The organism is Allopontixanthobacter sp. (genome assembly GCF_034376665.1).
Classification (GTDB): Bacteria; Pseudomonadota; Alphaproteobacteria; order Sphingomonadales; family Sphingomonadaceae; genus Allopontixanthobacter.
The window spans coordinates 1-14,001 of sequence record NZ_JAXMJI010000089.1 but is presented as its reverse complement, the minus strand read 5'-3'; the positions used below and the strand labels follow the sequence as shown (position 1 = coordinate 14,001).

At 59.9% G+C, this 14,001-nt stretch carries 15 protein-coding genes and 2 pseudogenes; 12 read left to right on the top strand and 5 right to left on the bottom strand.

The genetic code is table 11. From position 1 onward, the window contains the following. Positions 1-1,014: MFS transporter (locus U0988_RS09565; RefSeq protein ID WP_322292396.1), on the bottom strand; the 1,014-nt coding region annotated here is incomplete at its 3' end. Between the two features lie 150 nt (positions 1,015-1,164). On the opposite strand from U0988_RS09565, the gene U0988_RS09560 reads away from it, so the two are divergent. The 3 genes from U0988_RS09560 (at position 1,165) to U0988_RS09550 (ending at position 5,763) form a co-directional block, all read left to right on the top strand. Next, a complete protein-coding gene (locus U0988_RS09560; RefSeq protein ID WP_322292395.1) occupies positions 1,165-3,654 on the top strand; it encodes a TonB-dependent receptor domain-containing protein in 2,490 nt (829 codons plus the stop codon). A gap of 70 nt (positions 3,655-3,724) precedes the next feature. Further along, positions 3,725-4,885 carry a glycoside hydrolase family 68 protein gene (locus U0988_RS09555; protein WP_322292394.1) on the top strand — a complete coding sequence of 387 codons (1,161 nt, stop codon included), beginning with the start codon at positions 3,725-3,727 and terminating at the stop codon, positions 4,883-4,885. Positions 4,886-4,890: 5 nt separating this feature from the next. Next, positions 4,891-5,763, top strand: coding sequence for an ROK family protein (locus U0988_RS09550; RefSeq protein ID WP_322292393.1), 873 nt, complete (start codon positions 4,891-4,893; stop codon positions 5,761-5,763). Between the two features lie 457 nt (positions 5,764-6,220). Here the strand turns inward: U0988_RS09550 and U0988_RS09545 are convergent, their stop codons facing one another. Continuing rightward, a complete protein-coding gene (locus U0988_RS09545; protein WP_322292392.1) occupies positions 6,221-6,949 on the bottom strand; it encodes an ABC transporter permease in 729 nt (242 codons plus the stop codon). Between the two features lie 11 nt (positions 6,950-6,960). Next, entirely contained in the window at positions 6,961-7,911 is a 951-nt protein-coding gene (locus tag U0988_RS09540) for an ABC transporter ATP-binding protein (protein WP_322292391.1), read from the bottom strand. Positions 7,912-8,054: 143 nt separating this feature from the next. Between U0988_RS09540 and U0988_RS09535 the strand changes: the two genes are divergently transcribed. From U0988_RS09535 to U0988_RS09495, 9 genes and pseudogenes are all read left to right on the top strand, one after another. Next, complete coding sequence (locus U0988_RS09535) at positions 8,055-8,519, top strand: hypothetical protein (protein ID WP_322292390.1); 465 nt, start codon at positions 8,055-8,057, stop codon at positions 8,517-8,519. Next, positions 8,519-8,755, top strand: a complete 237-nt coding sequence (locus U0988_RS09530; RefSeq protein WP_322292389.1) for a helix-turn-helix transcriptional regulator — start codon at positions 8,519-8,521, stop codon at positions 8,753-8,755. The genes U0988_RS09535 and U0988_RS09530 overlap by 1 nt, the downstream gene beginning before the upstream one ends. Positions 8,756-8,931: 176 nt before the next feature. Next, positions 8,932-9,783: an ABC transporter ATP-binding protein gene (locus U0988_RS09525; protein WP_322292388.1), complete on the top strand. Its 852-nt coding sequence runs from the start codon at positions 8,932-8,934 to the stop codon at positions 9,781-9,783. Further along, positions 9,780-10,490: an ABC transporter permease gene (locus tag U0988_RS09520; RefSeq protein WP_322292387.1), complete on the top strand. Its 711-nt coding sequence runs from the start codon at positions 9,780-9,782 to the stop codon at positions 10,488-10,490. The genes U0988_RS09525 and U0988_RS09520 overlap by 4 nt, the downstream gene beginning before the upstream one ends. Before the next feature lie 41 nt (positions 10,491-10,531). Next, positions 10,532-11,269, top strand: a complete 738-nt coding sequence (locus tag U0988_RS09515) for an ABC transporter permease (protein WP_322292386.1) — start codon at positions 10,532-10,534, stop codon at positions 11,267-11,269. A gap of 94 nt (positions 11,270-11,363) precedes the next feature. Further along, positions 11,364-11,909 carry an RNA polymerase sigma factor gene (locus U0988_RS09510; RefSeq protein ID WP_322292385.1) on the top strand — a complete coding sequence of 182 codons (546 nt, stop codon included), beginning with the start codon at positions 11,364-11,366 and terminating at the stop codon, positions 11,907-11,909. Beyond that, entirely contained in the window at positions 11,888-12,259 is a 372-nt protein-coding gene (locus U0988_RS09505; protein ID WP_322292384.1) for a DUF6768 family protein, read from the top strand. The genes U0988_RS09510 and U0988_RS09505 overlap by 22 nt, the downstream gene beginning before the upstream one ends. 33 nt (positions 12,260-12,292) lie before the next feature. Further along, positions 12,293-12,661: pseudogene (locus U0988_RS09500) on the top strand (transposase); the annotation flags it as partial. A gap of 80 nt (positions 12,662-12,741) precedes the next feature. Continuing rightward, a complete protein-coding gene (locus U0988_RS09495; RefSeq protein ID WP_322292383.1) occupies positions 12,742-12,876 on the top strand; it encodes a hypothetical protein in 135 nt (44 codons plus the stop codon). A 122-nt stretch (positions 12,877-12,998) separates the two neighbouring features. Here the strand turns inward: U0988_RS09495 and U0988_RS09490 are convergent. Both U0988_RS09490 and U0988_RS09485 read right to left on the bottom strand, forming a co-directional pair. Then, positions 12,999-13,109, bottom strand: a pseudogene (locus tag U0988_RS09490) (transposase zinc-binding domain-containing protein); the annotation flags it as partial. A gap of 45 nt (positions 13,110-13,154) precedes the next feature. Next, positions 13,155-14,001: Gfo/Idh/MocA family oxidoreductase (locus U0988_RS09485; protein WP_322292382.1), on the bottom strand; the 847-nt coding region annotated here is incomplete at its 5' end.

The window sequence follows — 14,001 nt, the reverse complement described above, 5'->3', positions numbered from 1 at the left end:
CGAAGCCGTCAGGCAGAATGCGTGCGCCGAACGGGCGCCGAATCTGCGGACCACCGGAATCAGCAGCAACGCGCTGAGGAAGGCGATGAAATTGTAAAATGCCCCGATCTGCTGTGCAGTCAGTGCGGCCTCCCGGAATCCGGTCGAGGAGGTGTCGCTTGTGCCGTAGAGCGATCGGGACAGGGCAAAAGCAATAAACTGCCAATAGACGAACATTCCGTACCATTGGCACAGCATCGCAAGCGCGAGTTGCCGCATGGGTCGGGGCATTTCACGAATGGCAACCACGATATCCTTCATCGCGCCCGTTGCAGTCAGCGGGTTGGCCTCCAGCTTGGCCACCTCACGTTCGGTCAGTGGCAATTCGGGGACCCGGACGATGGACCAGAGGATCGTCGAAATCGACAGGATCGAACCGATGATGAAGGCGATCTTGACGATCACGGGAATGCCGTTGCTGTCCAGTACATCGGAGGCGACGAAGGCTGTCAGCAGCGACGGGGCGAGATAGGACAAAGTTTGCGCAAGACCGGTAAACGCGCTTTGCGTCAAAAACCCGATCGACCGCTGATCCGCCCGAAGGCGGTCTGCGACATAGGCGCGATAGGGCTCCATCGTGATGTTGTTGCCTGCGTCCAAAATCCACAGCAGCGATGCCGCCACCCACAGCGCGGGGCTGTAAGGCATCAGCAACAGGCTGATCGAGCAGATGATCGCGCCAATCAGGAAATACGGTGTCCGCCGGCCATAGCGCGTGTTTGTGCGATCACTCATCGCGCCGATGATCGGCTGGATCAGCAGCCCGGTCATCGGACCGGCAAGCCAGAGCAGCGGCATGGTAGCTTCGTCAGCGCCCAGGAACCCGTAGATCGGCCCCATATTTGCCTGCTGCAGTCCGAAACTGAACTGCAGACCGAAGAAGCCGATGTTCATTTCAACGATCCGCGGCAGCGATAGCCGAGGCTTGGTCACTGCAGCCGGGTTCGCCGCGAGGCCGACGCTTTTCTCTGACATTCCACTCTCCCAAGTGTGCTTGGCACCGTGAGTATGCGAAATTACAAACGATTGCAACTTTGCTGTTGCAATCGATTGTAATGGTCCGTAGCTAAGGTGGCGAATCGCACCAAAGCGGTCGAACCAGATTTCCTGGGAGAGGGGATTCCGATGAAATTTCTCAATGTTCTGAAGGGCAGTGCTGCCCTTACCGCCTTGGCCGTGACCAGCCTGACCGCACCAGCGTTCGCACAGGACGGCAATTCGCAAGAAGCAGCCGCGGACGATGAATTCGCAGACACTGCGATTGTCGTAACCGCCGTCGCCCGGGGGCAGAATCAGCTGGAAAGCTCCGTCTCCGTTAGTTCCCTCGGCGCCGAAGCGATATCCGACCTTAATCCCAGCTCCTCTGCCGACCTGATCCGTCAGCTCCCCGGCATTCGTTCTGAAGCGTCCGGCGGAGAAGGTAACGCCAACATCGCCATTCGCGGCCTCCCGGTATCGACCGGCGGAGCGCGCTACATCCAGCTTCAGGAAGATGGACTGCCGGTCCTGGAATTCGGCGATATAATCTTTGGCAACGCCGACAATTTCCTTCGCGCCGACCGCACGGTCGCCCGGGTCGAGGCCGTCCGCGGCGGTTCCGCGTCCACCTTCGCATCCAACGCGCCGGGCGGGGTGATCAACTTCATCTCCAAGACCGGCCGCGAGGAAGGCGGCGCGGTTGCGCTGACCGCAGGCCTCGATTACGAAACCTACCGTGTCGACTTCGATGCGGGCAAGGCAATCGGACCCGATCTGTATTTCCACGTCGGCGGCTACGCCAGGGTTGGCGAAGGCGCCCGCGAACTGGGCTTCCAAGGATCCCGGGGCGGTCAGATCAAGGCAAATTTGACCAAGGAATTTTCCGGCGGCTATGTCCGCGTTTACGGGAAGTACCTCGACGACAATACGGCTACCTTCCTGCCATATCCCGTCCTGGTGACCGGGACCGGCAGCGACCCTGTCTACAGTAGCCTCCCGAATTTCGACGTCGGTACCGCCGCGCTGCAATCGCGGTTTATCACCAACTCGCTGACGCTGGACGGCGACAACGAACCGCGAAGCTTCAACATGCGCGATGGGCTGAGCGTACGTTCGGAGGCGATCGGGCTAGAAGCAGAGGTCGAATTCGGCGGCGGCTGGGTGATGACCGAGCGCTTCCGCTATGCGTCCAACAGCGGCGGCTTCACCTCGCCCTTCCCGGCAAGCGTCGGAGAAGCCCAGGATGTGGCCGATGGTGTTGGAGGCGCCGGATCAAGCCTGTTCTTTGCCAGCGGCCCCAACCGCGGTCAGCTGATCACGGATCCGGCATCGCTCGGCGGGAACGGATTGATCACCAGTGTGGTGCTGTTCAACGTCCGCCTGAACAATCTCGACAATTTTACCAACGACCTGCGCCTGTCGAACGAAGTCGAAATCGGCGGCAACAAACTGGCGTTCACCGCCGGCTTCTATGCGTCGCGGCAGGAAATCAACACCGACTGGCTGTGGACCTCGTTCCTGCAAAGCACCGAAGGGGGCGGGAATTCCGTGCTGATCGATGTGCGGGACGCTGGCGGGAATCTCGTCACACAGGACGGCACCGTTGGCTTCGGGGCCAGTTTCTTCGGCAATTGCTGCCGGCGCAATTACGATGTTCAGTACGATACCTACGCACCCTTTGCCTCGGCGAGTTTCGAGGCTGGAAATCTGACACTGGATGGCAGTGTCCGGTACGATTTCGGTAATGCGAAAGGAACCATTTCCGGCGCCGACACCGGGTTCGGCAACGGCGTCACGTCGTTCGATTTCAACAACGACAATTTCATCGACCCTGCGGAGGCGCAAACCAGCCTAATTCCTGCAGGCTCCACCGCCCCCGTCGATTACAACTTCAATTATCTCTCCTACTCGGTCGGAGCCAACTATCTACTGGCCGACAATCTCTCCGTCTTTGCCCGGTACAGCGATGGCGGCAGACATATTGCCGACCGCGCTCTGTTTTCGCCGGCAGTCAGCGTGATCGACGGCTCGGTTCCCTCCGAAGACGGGGTGATCGCGGATGTGAAGCAGCTTGAAGGTGGCATCAAATACCGCAGCGGCGGGCTAGGTTTGTTCGCCACGGGCTTCTTCGCCAAGACCAAAGAAAACAACATCGAAATTGCCCCGCTGGAAGTCATCGTGCGCGAATTCGAAGCCTATGGCGTGGAACTGGAAGGGCGTTACCGTACCGGGCCGCTGACCTTTTCTGCCGGGGCGACCTGGACTGATGCCGAAATCAAGGACGATACCAACGCGGCGCTGGTCGGCAACACGCCCCGCCGCCAGGCAGATCTGATTTTCCAAGGGTCGGCGCAGTATGACAGCGACTTCTTTACCCTCGGTGTCAACGCCGTGGGCACCACCGAGAGCTTTGCGCAGGACAATAACGATCTGGTGCTGCCGGGTTACACCCAGGTAAATGCGTTTCTTGCGGTGCGGCCGGTTTCCGATATCGAATTTTCGCTCAATGCGACAAATCTGTTCGACACTACCGGCTTCACGGAATCGGAAGAGGGCTCCATTCCCGGAAACAACATTATTCGTGCTCGCTCCATAGCAGGCCGCACAATTTCGGCCTCTGTCCGCCTCGACTTTTAGAAGCCTTGCCCAGCGGGACAGGTGGTATCGCAAATATCGCCTGTCCCCGTTTGTTCTTGCTGGATAGATCATGCACGCTGCCAAAGCTTCCACACCAGGCGGACCTGATGGTTCGAACAGGCACACCTTGCGCTGGCGGGCCGAGGATCTCGCTCGCCTCGGCGAGGGGCCGGTCGAATACGCTCCGGTAATTTCCGAAGCCGAGATACATCTCGCTTCGGACTCACTCGATGTCTGGGATGCGTGGCCAATGGCGGATGCGCAGGGCAATCCCTGCTCCTGGCGGGGAGGGGAATTATGGTTCGCCTTGGCCGCCCCACGTTCGGCCGATCCGGAACAGCGGCATCATCTGGCCAGAATCCACCATTTTCGTCGTTGCGGCGACCGGTTCGAACATCTGGGGGAAACCCTGCCCGAAGGCCTGTCCCCCGGCAGCCGCTTGTGGTCCGGTTCCGCGCTATGCGAGCTGGGCAAGGTGACGCTGTTCTTCACTGCGGCTGGCCGAAGAGGCGAGGCTGCAGCCACCTTTCATCAGCGTATTTTCGCGGCATCGGCGGACTTGTTGTCGTCGGATGAGCAAATTTTTGGGGACTGGTCCACCCCGCGCGAAATCCTCCGGGCGGACGGGGTATTATATCGTCCCGCCGATCAGGATGTGGGCGAACCAGGCAAGATCAAGGCATTTCGCGATCCCGCTTGCTTCCGTCACGACGACGGGACCGACTATTTGCTATTCACCGGGTCATCTGCCGAAAGACCTGGGACCCATGACGGCGTCATCGGTATCGCCCGGGCCGACGAAACGGGCGATTACCGGCTGTTGCCGCCATTGATCACCGCGACCGGGGTGAATAACGAACTGGAGCGGCCGCATATCGTGCGATCAGATGGGCGCCTGTATCTCTTCTGGTCCACCCAGCGCGGCGTTTTCGCGCCGGAGATCACCGCACCTACCGGTCTGTACGGAGCAACTGCTGCAAGCCTTGATGGCCCGTGGGAACTTCTCAACGACCACGGCCTGGTCCTTGCAAATCCGCCGGAGCGACCGACCCAGGCCTACAGCTGGTGGGTCTTGCCCGATCTCAGCGTAGCCAGTTTCGTCGATTATTGGCAGCCGGAAGATCCAGCCAAATCTGAATTGGTGGGGCGGCGCGAACGGTTCGGGGGGACCTTCGCACCATTCTTGCATATCGACCTACATGGCAAAAGCGCCAGGCTTGTGAGAGGTTGATACCGATGCGTGTCGCTGGGGTCGAGCTGGGCGGAACAAAGACGGTGGTTGTCGCGGGCAGCGGGGGCAAAATCGAACAAAGGATCCAATTTCCCACGACTTCGCCCGGTGAAACACTGGCAAAGGTCTCTGCAGCTTTGCGGGAGTTCGATGCCGTAATCCCGATCGAAGCGGTTGGAATTGCCAGCTTTGGCCCGATCAGACTCGATCCGATGGCGGCAGATTACGGAACTATACTCGCAACGCCGAAACCTGGTTGGACAGGTGTTGACGTCGTCGGACCGGCACGCATCAAGGCGCAATTGCCGATCATTGTCGACACAGATGTGAACGCGGCGGCCATTGCAGAGCACCGCCTTGGCGCCGCGCAGGGGTGCGCGAATGTCATATATCTGACCATCGGCACCGGACTTGGCGGCGGCGTGCTGGTAGAAGGGATTCCCGTCCACGGCGTGCTGCATCCCGAAATCGGCCATATCCGGACGCGCCGTGCGGCGGGGGATGTATTCCCGGGCACCTGTCCGTTTCACAAGGACTGCATCGAAGGCCTGATCAGCGGGCCAGCATTGGCCGCACGCTTCGGCTGCGATCCCTCCACCATCGACCCGGACGATGGGCGATGGATTCAAGTGGCAAGCGACCTCGCCGAATTGCTCGCGGCATTGATCCTGACCCACTCGCCGCAGCGGATCGTGCTCGGCGGCGGCGTGTCAATCGGCCAACCTGCGATTATCCGACACGTAGTCAAGATTTTGCCGAACCTGCTGGCAGGGTACCTCACTGATTTCGACGCGGAACGGATCAAGGACACGATCGTCGGGCCCAAACTGATGGAGGATGCCGGTCCGGTTGGTGCGATGCTCCTCGCTCTGCGTTGAGCGAGTCCCGAAAAATGTCCTCCACCAGATCCGGGTTGGTACTGAGAACGGCCGAGACTGCTTTCTGGGGCCCATTCGGCGCTCCGAAAATACGTTCATGGGCATGTAGGCGGACATTAGAAAATTTCCATGATACTATAGAAGCGGTCACGACCATCTCCAAACCCTCCTCGAATTGAAACCTCGGTTTTGTGCGATGGGTGCTGGCGGGGAACAGCACGAGGTGCTGTCAAATTGAAGTGAGCATGGTAGATTGCCAAGTCAGTGGAAACGTCCGCTTAGTCGGACTGACCGGCAAATCCCCTTTGGAATGCCAGACTACCTTGGCCGCCTTTCGTTCATTCATTCGGGATACGGCTCAGGAATGACCGAGAGGTCGGTCAGTCCGGAGCGGTACTGGTCCCTCCATCTTACCAGTCGGTGCATTTTGCTTTCACAGAGCCTTTCAAGCTGCATTTTACCCGGCTTGCTTATGACCCATGTCGAACAGCATGAAAATGCCGACGGCAATCCCCCCGTAGAAGCCGATCTGGATGGCCGTAGCCACTCGTTCCGGGTCGGCGCCAAGTGCATTGGTGGGAATAAGCCAAGGGAAGAATGCTCCCTGTCTGGATGCGGTGGCGGCTACCGCGACGAATGTGCCGCCGATGCCGAGGATGAGCGGCGGGACAAAGCTGCGGAAGCGAAGCGACGCCCAGAGCTGGATTGCGGTCAGCAGCAGGGAACCGGCGAACATGGTCGCGATTAGGGATGCTGTGCCGAACCAGGGATATGCTCCCTTCAGCTTCTGATCCGCCAGCAGCAAATCCACAATGCCCCCGGCAGCTGGCAACAGAACCACGAGCGCCGCGCTCATGGCCCCGACGAGGCTTACCACCACGAACGCCTTGGCCGCATAGAAATGCCAGCGCGGAACCGGCAAGGCCAGAAGATGGTTCCATGCCTTCGGGCCATGGTCGATCTGGGCGATCAAGATGGTCAGCGCGGTCACCGTCATCGGGAGCATGAAGTAGGACCACATTGCCGCAGCCTGCATGGAGAACATGTACCAGTCGGTTGCTTCCGATCGGTCCAGCAGGATCAATCCTGACAGGATCGCCACCATGGCAGGGGCAGCGATGCAAAGCAGCAGGACGAGCGAATTGCGCAGCTTCGCAAACTCGCAATATATTGCAGAAAAAATCATTTCGGTTCCTCTCAGGATACCAGAGACATGGATCGATCGGGAACAGGGACGCCTGCAATCGTGCCGAGGAAGATGTCTTCAAGCGACGGCTCGGAAACTTCGAGGCCGAAAACCTTGATGCCCCGCTCGACCAGCTTGACGTTGATCGCCGCAAGGTCCCGGGCAGCCCCTTCCGCGCAGCTGGCGTCGACCTGCAGAGAGTGCTGACCATGCCGGGCCGAGCCGAAGCCCATCGCCCCAAGCAGCCCGATCGCCTCGTCGGTGCGATCGACTTTCAGCCTCACGGTCTTGGTCTGGATGGATCGCAGCGCGGCGACAGAGGATTGAAGCAGCAGCTTTCCCTTGTGCATCAGCCCGACATGGGTGGCGGTCTGTTCGACTTCTGCCAGAACGTGGCTCGATACGAACAGGGTCACTCCTTCGCGTTCCGCAAGGCTAGCGATCAGGCGGCGGACGTCGAGCACGCCGTGCGGATCGAGGCCATTGGTCGGCTCGTCCAGCAGCAGCAGCCGTGGCCGGCCGATCAGTGCGCGGGCGATGCCCAGTCTCTGGCGCATTCCCAGCGAGAAACCCCCGACCCTTCGATCCGCGTCCGCGGCTAGATCAACTGTCTCCAGAACACGGTCGACATCGCTTTTGGCTGCGCCAAGCAGCCTTCGTGTGATGGCGAGATTTTCCCGAGCCGTGAGATGATCGTAATGGCAGGGCGTTTCAACCAGCGCCCCCATCAGTCGGGCTGCCTCGGCGCGCCGGCTTTGGGCGTCCAATCCGAAAATACGGACACTCCCGGCGGTGGGCTTCAGCAGGCCAAGCAGCAACCGGATCGTGGTCGTCTTGCCAGCTCCATTCGGCCCGAGAAACCCGTATACCGAGCCTGGAGGGACCGCGAGTTCAATACCGTCCACGGCGACCTGCTTGCCAAAACTGCACCGTAAACCCAAAGTTTTGATTGCGGGGTTCATTGCCGGCCTCCTTTTTCAGATACGACTCGACAGATAGGTCAATTTAATTCTAACTTAAAGTAGAAATTTAAGTGAGACATAAATTTATGACGGACGTGGACAATCTCAGGAAGCATAGTTTGTGGCTTTCGCGGCTCACACTGTTGCTGCTCGGCGGCGCAATTCTGATCGTCGGCATCCATAGTTTTCAGGGCCTGAGCAGTTCTCCTGACACGGTCCTCGACCCTGCCGTCATGCTGCAATCGCTACCCTCCGCTTTCTACCTCTACGCCCTCTGGGCAATCCGGTCCGGTTTCAGAGACTTCGCCCGCGGCGGGCTCCTGTTCCCAGCCATCGCCGCCGGATGCGTCCGCGCGGGGATCGCCATGGCAATAGGCGCCGCGCTAAGCTCTGTCGGGGTTCCGAACTTGATCCGGGCGCTTGCCGACCAGGGGTTGATCGACAGCCAGAGCTACCGCTTCCAGGGCTACTTGATTTTCGACACCGCGTATCTCGCAGCCGGTGTAATCGGGCTGGCCATGATGTTGTTAGGCCGGCTGCTTCGCCATGCTGCCGCGATCCAGGAGGAAGCGTCCGCACTCAGGCATGAACTGGAAGAGTTTTTCTGATGCCGGTGAGGATCACACTCGACGCGGTGCTGGCGGCAAGGCGCATGACCGCAAAGGAACTCGCCCGGACAATCGGAATGAGCGAGACCCAACTTTCCCTTTTCCGGTCGGGCAAGGTGCGGGGAATCAGATTTTCCAGCCTCGCCGCCATATGCTCTGTTCTCGAATGCCGCCCCGGGGACCTGCTCGACTACGACCCTGATCCGGGTGACGTGCGGGCGACAGGGGACGAGTAGCCGCGCGATCACACTGCAATTTTCGAGGAGCATAGCCCGGATTACAGTACGCGGGCGCGCTATCGAACACTCGGCAGGCTTCGGCGCTGCTCTTAAATTCGCGCATGCTCCAGTCCCGATTGAACCGATCCGGAACGTCGAGCCACCTGTATCCAAAGGTTCGAACAGGGGGCACTATGATCAAGGCGAATGGGCTGACGTTTGCTTACGGAGGCAATGCTCCGGCGGTCAACTCGCTCACTTTCACTGTCGGAGAAGGGGAGATTTTCGGATTTCTCGGACCGAGCGGTGCTGGCAAGAGCACGGCGCAGAAAATTCTCTTCCGAATGCTGCGGGGGTATGGCGGCGATTTGCACGTGATGGGCCGGGAGTTGCAGAATTGGGGGCCGGAATATTTCGAGCGCGTGGGCGTCTGCTTCGAACTGCCCGCCAACTACCGCAAGCTCACCGCCTTGGAGAATTTGCGCTTTTTCTCCTCCTTTTTCACCGCGCCGACCATCGCGCCGGAGGAAGTCCTGGAGTGGGTGGGGCTGCGGGCCGACGCGAACAAGCGGGTCGAGCAATTCTCGAAAGGGATGCAAACGCGCCTGAATTTGGCCCGGTCCCTGATCAACAAGCCTTCGCTCCTGTTCCTGGACGAGCCCACATCGGGTCTGGATCCCGGCAATGCACGAAAGGTGCGTGACCTCATCCTGCGCCAACGCGAACAGGGTGCAACGGTCTTCCTGACAACCCACGATATGCACGTGGCTGACGAACTGTGCGATCGCGTCGGTTTCCTGGTGAACGGTCGATTGGCCCGCGTTGGTGCGCCGTCCGCTTTGCGGCTGGAACACAGCAACCGGATCGTGGAGGTTCGCACCGGAATCGGCGGCGTGGTTGATGCCGAACGCTTCCCGCTCGACGGGCTTTCCGGCAACCAACGCTTCCAGCATCTTCTGGCCGAGGACCGGATTCAGTCGATCCATTCCCTCGAGCCAAGTCTGGAAGACGTCTTCATGCAGGTGACCGGGGAGAAACTGGCATGACCGCGTTCGCGCATCTGGTTCAGAACGACGTGCGAACCTTATATCGCACGGGCTATGTGTGGGTCAGCATCGCGGTTTTTGCGTTGATGCTGCTGATTGCCATGCAGGCGTCCAATCTGGATTTTGCGGGATACGAGCAATTCGTCGCCGCGATTATCCTGTTCGACGCTGCCTTGTCGCCCGTCATGTTGGTGGGTCTGATGGTGCTCCTCGAACGAAGCGAAGGTGCTTTCGCGGCGCTTAGCGTTAGCCCGATGCCGACCTGGGCCTATTTGGCGGCGCGTGTATTGGTGGTCAGCCTGTTCTCTCTGGCTCAGATGCTCTTGCTGGTGCTGGCCGTCTACGATGCCAGCTATTCGCCGACAGCATTAACGGCAGGATTGGCTGGTGCTGCCTGCATTTCGGGCCTGTTCGGTTTCCTGCTGGTATCCTTTTTCGACGATCTTTATGCTTTCCTGCTGCCGATGATCGGGGCGATCATGCTGCTCGGCGTCCCCGGCTATGCTGTGCTGCTGGGCATCCCGCAGAAATGGCTGTTCTGGCATCCGACATCCGGACCAATGGCCCTGATCGAAAAGGCTTTCGCCCTGGATGCCCGGCAGGGCCTCTTTACCGCGGTGGCGACGACCCTGGTATGGGCGGCGGTGGCGGCAATCCTCGCCCACCTAGCAATAGGGCGAATGCAGGCACGGATCGGCGGCTCATGATGATTTTCTCACCAGGTGTCAGGCCGCGCAGAGGGATCGCGGTGAACCTGATAGCTGCGGATTTGCGGAAGATCACACGCGATCCGCTGATGGCCGGAATAATCATCGCGCCTTTGGCAATAGCGCTGGCATTCCGGTTCGCGCTGCCAGACTCGGACACCATGGCAGCGTGGCTGACGTTCTATCTTGGTAATGAACTCGGGGCGGAAGTATCGCTCGCCGCACCGTTGCTGCTGATGAGTGTGCTGACGGCGATCGCACCCGGGTTGGTCGGCGCGATCTATGGGCTATTGCTTGTCGATGAACGCGACGAGCATACGCTGATGGCTATAAGGGTGATGCCGGTTTCTTTTGTGGGCTACATCGCGGCTCGACTCTTCATCCCGCTGGTATTTTCGGTCGGCATGACAATTCTGGCCTATCCGCTGGCGGGGCTGGCCCCGATCCCGATGGGGACGGTAGCACTTCTTGCGGTCATCAATGGCACCAGCGCCCCGGTTGTGGCGCTGGCAATGGCGGCATTCGCCCGGAACAAGATGGCCGCTTTGGCCGTGATGCGCGTGGCAAACTCTGTTCTGGCGCTGCCGGTGCTCGCTTACTTTGCGGCTCCGCCTATGCTCTATCTGGCCTGGCTTTCGCCCGCCTACTGGCAGATGAAGGCCCTGTGGCTCGCTGCCAGCGCTTCTTCATTCATTGGCACACTGGCGGCAGGGCTGATAATGAACTTGCTGCTCGCGTGGTTTTTCTACCGGCATTTCGAGCGGAAGGGCGAGGAATAGCCGTGCGGGGTCCGATTGAACCGATTGGCGAATTGGAACCACCCAAGTTCTCGACGGATGGAGGGCCACTTTGAGCCAGTCGGCGGCGAGAATTTTGGACGAATATCTCGTTGCTTCCGCCAAGGCCGGAGATCGCCGCGCTTTCCACTTGCTCGCGCGCCGCTGGGGAAAGAAACTCGCTGCCCACGCGTGGCGCCTGACCGGCGATGTCGATGTCGCGCGCGACGTTTCCCAGGAAGCCTGGGTGGAGATCGTTCGTTCAATTGGCCGGTTGCGGGACGAAAGAGCCTTCCCCAGTTGGGCGTACCGAATTGTCTCCCGCCGCTGCGCAAGGCACATCAAAGGCGCTGTGCAGCGGCGAGATCTCGCCGAGGCTGTGTCGGCTGAACCGCCGGAAGAAAGCCGGCAAGAGGCGGAAACTGCCATGGAGCATGAGCGGCTTCGGGCAGCAGTCCGCAGATTGCCCCAGAGCCAGCGCGCCGCGGTGGCGCTGTTTCATTTCGAAGAATTGAGCGTCGCAGAGGTGGCGGTCGCGCTCAACGTTCCGGTGGGCACTGTAAAGACCCGCCTCATGCACGCCAGACGAAAATTGCGCGATGCGCTGGAAGGAGAAGAACAATGCGAGACCCCGACCTGTTGATCGACGAGGCCCTGGATGCAGAAGAGAGAGAGCTTCTGCGCAGTATGGGCGAAGAGTCCGGTTTCCTTACCCAGTCGCTAGCTGTTCTCCAGGGTCCGACAGGCTGGGTAAAGGTGGTCATCATGATTGCGCAAGCGGTCATGTTTCTGGCGGGGGTCTGGACTGCCTGGCACTTCTTCAATGCCGTCGAGCCAGTACAGCAGCTCAGGTGGGGGTTGCCTTCGGCGGTGCTATTGATCGTGTCCATCATCATGAAGATGGCCTTGATACCCTCGCTCGAAGCCAACCGGCTGATGCGGGAGCTGAAACGGATCGAGCTTCAGCTTGCTCGATCTTCCGGTTCCAGTTGATCGTGACCATCCAAATGTCGGATAAGGGCAGCTATGCGGTGCCCTTCGATCACGCGCGAACTGGACTCTTGCCGTTTCATTGATTCCAGAGATTTCTTTGAAAGGTTGATGCGACTATCCGCCGGACCTAAGCGGACTGACATCGCAATGTCCGACAGAACCGATGTGCATCTCGTGATGGTCAACTATGCCACGCACAAGACGCCTAAGATTAAGGCCTGGCTGGCTCACCGACCGCATTGGGATATTCATTTCACGCCGACGTCGGCTTCTTGGATCAACCAAGTCGAACGCTGGTTTGCCGAGCTCACCTGCAAGCAGATCCAGCGCGGCGTTCGCCGGACCGTCGCCGAGTTCGAAGCCGATATCGTCGCTTTCATCGAGGCGCACCCGCAGCCGCCTTGCCGGTGCGGTTTTCTGTGACTTGGCCCGCGATGCCGCGTAGAAAGCATGCCGGGCATTCCGCCCAATTGGAACAAGCCATGGCCAAAGGCCAACAGAAGAAGAGCCGCGAGACCCGCAAGCCCAAGGCCGAAAAGGGCCCCAAGCAGAATGCCTCCAACCCCAGCACCAAACCCGGCGGGATCAAGGGGCTGGAGAACATGAAGAACAGCTGATTTTTCGCGTGGCGGCTGGCTCCTGCGGATCCGGTCCCGCCCGCAACTTTAGCCCTTCTTCGGCTTGTCCTTCAACCAGGACACTGGAATTGCATCGGGCGGCCCATGTTTGTTGGATGATGGCGAAAACACCCACCCTGACATTTTGGGTGGTGCCGGTTATGACAGCTATTGTAGGCGATCCGCCAGTGCCCGCAGTCTTCGCCGGCCTCGACATGACTGCCCAGGACAGCGCGCGGCGTTGCTGATTGGTAAAGTGCCTCCGGAAATCCGAGAGACTAAAGCATGATTTCCCGGCGCTGTTCGTTGCTCGCAATACCGGCTGCGATAATTTCCATCACGCTCAGCGCTTCGTTCACGCTGACCGGCATTGCTGCTTCACCCGACAGCGCCCTTGCCACTGCGCGGTAGAAGGCCCGGTAATCGCCGCGCTCGGGCGCAATTTCGCTGACGCTGCCATCCGTGCGAGTCAGCCGTCCGGGATGAGGATCAATTCCCCAGCGCGGATCGAGTGGGCGGATACCTGCCTTGGATTGATCTTCCTGCACGTCGATCCCGTGCTTGATGAAGCTGCCGCAGCTGCCGTGTGCCGCCAGCCGCAGCGAGTGATCAGGCATGGTCTGGCTTATATGCAACCGGACCCGTCGTGTCGGATAGCGCAATTGTACCTGCACGTGATCGATCGACTGACCGTGCGGCTTCAGCACAGCCAGATCGGCGCTGACCGCGATAGGGCGCCCGAACAGCACCAGCGCCTGGTCAACCAGATGCGGCCCCAGATCCTGCCACACTCCGCCGGAACGCTGGTCCTTCCAGCGATTGCCCAGTTCCGGCCGAAACCGATCAAACCGGCTTTCGAACTCGGTGACTTCGCCCAGTTCGCCCGCCGCGATCAGACGTTTCAGGGTTAGGAAATCGGCGTCCCAGCGGCGGTTGTGGAACACCGACAACATCAGTCCGCGTTCCGTTGCCCGCGCGGCGATGTTGCGGGCTTCGGCCAGGGTCGGCGCAAGCGGCTTATCGATCACAATATGCTTGCCTGCGTCCAGCACCGCAAGCGCTTGCGCCATGTGAACATGATCCGGACTGGCTAGCACCACAAGGTCGATCGAAGGCTCAGCCAAG

What these genes read in the sequence shown, in the direction of transcription:
- U0988_RS09545 (WP_322292392.1), bottom strand. Translation starts at nt 6,949, where the DNA reads ATGATTTTTTCTGCAATATATTGCGAGTTTGCGAAGCTGCGCAATTCG.
- U0988_RS09525 (WP_322292388.1), top strand. Translation starts at nt 8,932, where the DNA reads ATGATCAAGGCGAATGGGCTGACGTTTGCTTACGGAGGCAATGCTCCG.
- U0988_RS09530 (WP_322292389.1), top strand. Translation starts at nt 8,519, where the DNA reads ATGCCGGTGAGGATCACACTCGACGCGGTGCTGGCGGCAAGGCGCATG.
- U0988_RS09560 (WP_322292395.1), top strand. Translation starts at nt 1,165, where the DNA reads ATGAAATTTCTCAATGTTCTGAAGGGCAGTGCTGCCCTTACCGCCTTG.
- U0988_RS09495 (WP_322292383.1), top strand. Translation starts at nt 12,742, where the DNA reads ATGGCCAAAGGCCAACAGAAGAAGAGCCGCGAGACCCGCAAGCCCAAG.
- U0988_RS09505 (WP_322292384.1), top strand. Translation starts at nt 11,888, where the DNA reads ATGCGAGACCCCGACCTGTTGATCGACGAGGCCCTGGATGCAGAAGAG.
- U0988_RS09540 (WP_322292391.1), bottom strand. Translation starts at nt 7,911, where the DNA reads ATGAACCCCGCAATCAAAACTTTGGGTTTACGGTGCAGTTTTGGCAAG.
- U0988_RS09520 (WP_322292387.1), top strand. Translation starts at nt 9,780, where the DNA reads ATGACCGCGTTCGCGCATCTGGTTCAGAACGACGTGCGAACCTTATAT.
- U0988_RS09555 (WP_322292394.1), top strand. Translation starts at nt 3,725, where the DNA reads ATGCACGCTGCCAAAGCTTCCACACCAGGCGGACCTGATGGTTCGAAC.
- U0988_RS09550 (WP_322292393.1), top strand. Translation starts at nt 4,891, where the DNA reads ATGCGTGTCGCTGGGGTCGAGCTGGGCGGAACAAAGACGGTGGTTGTC.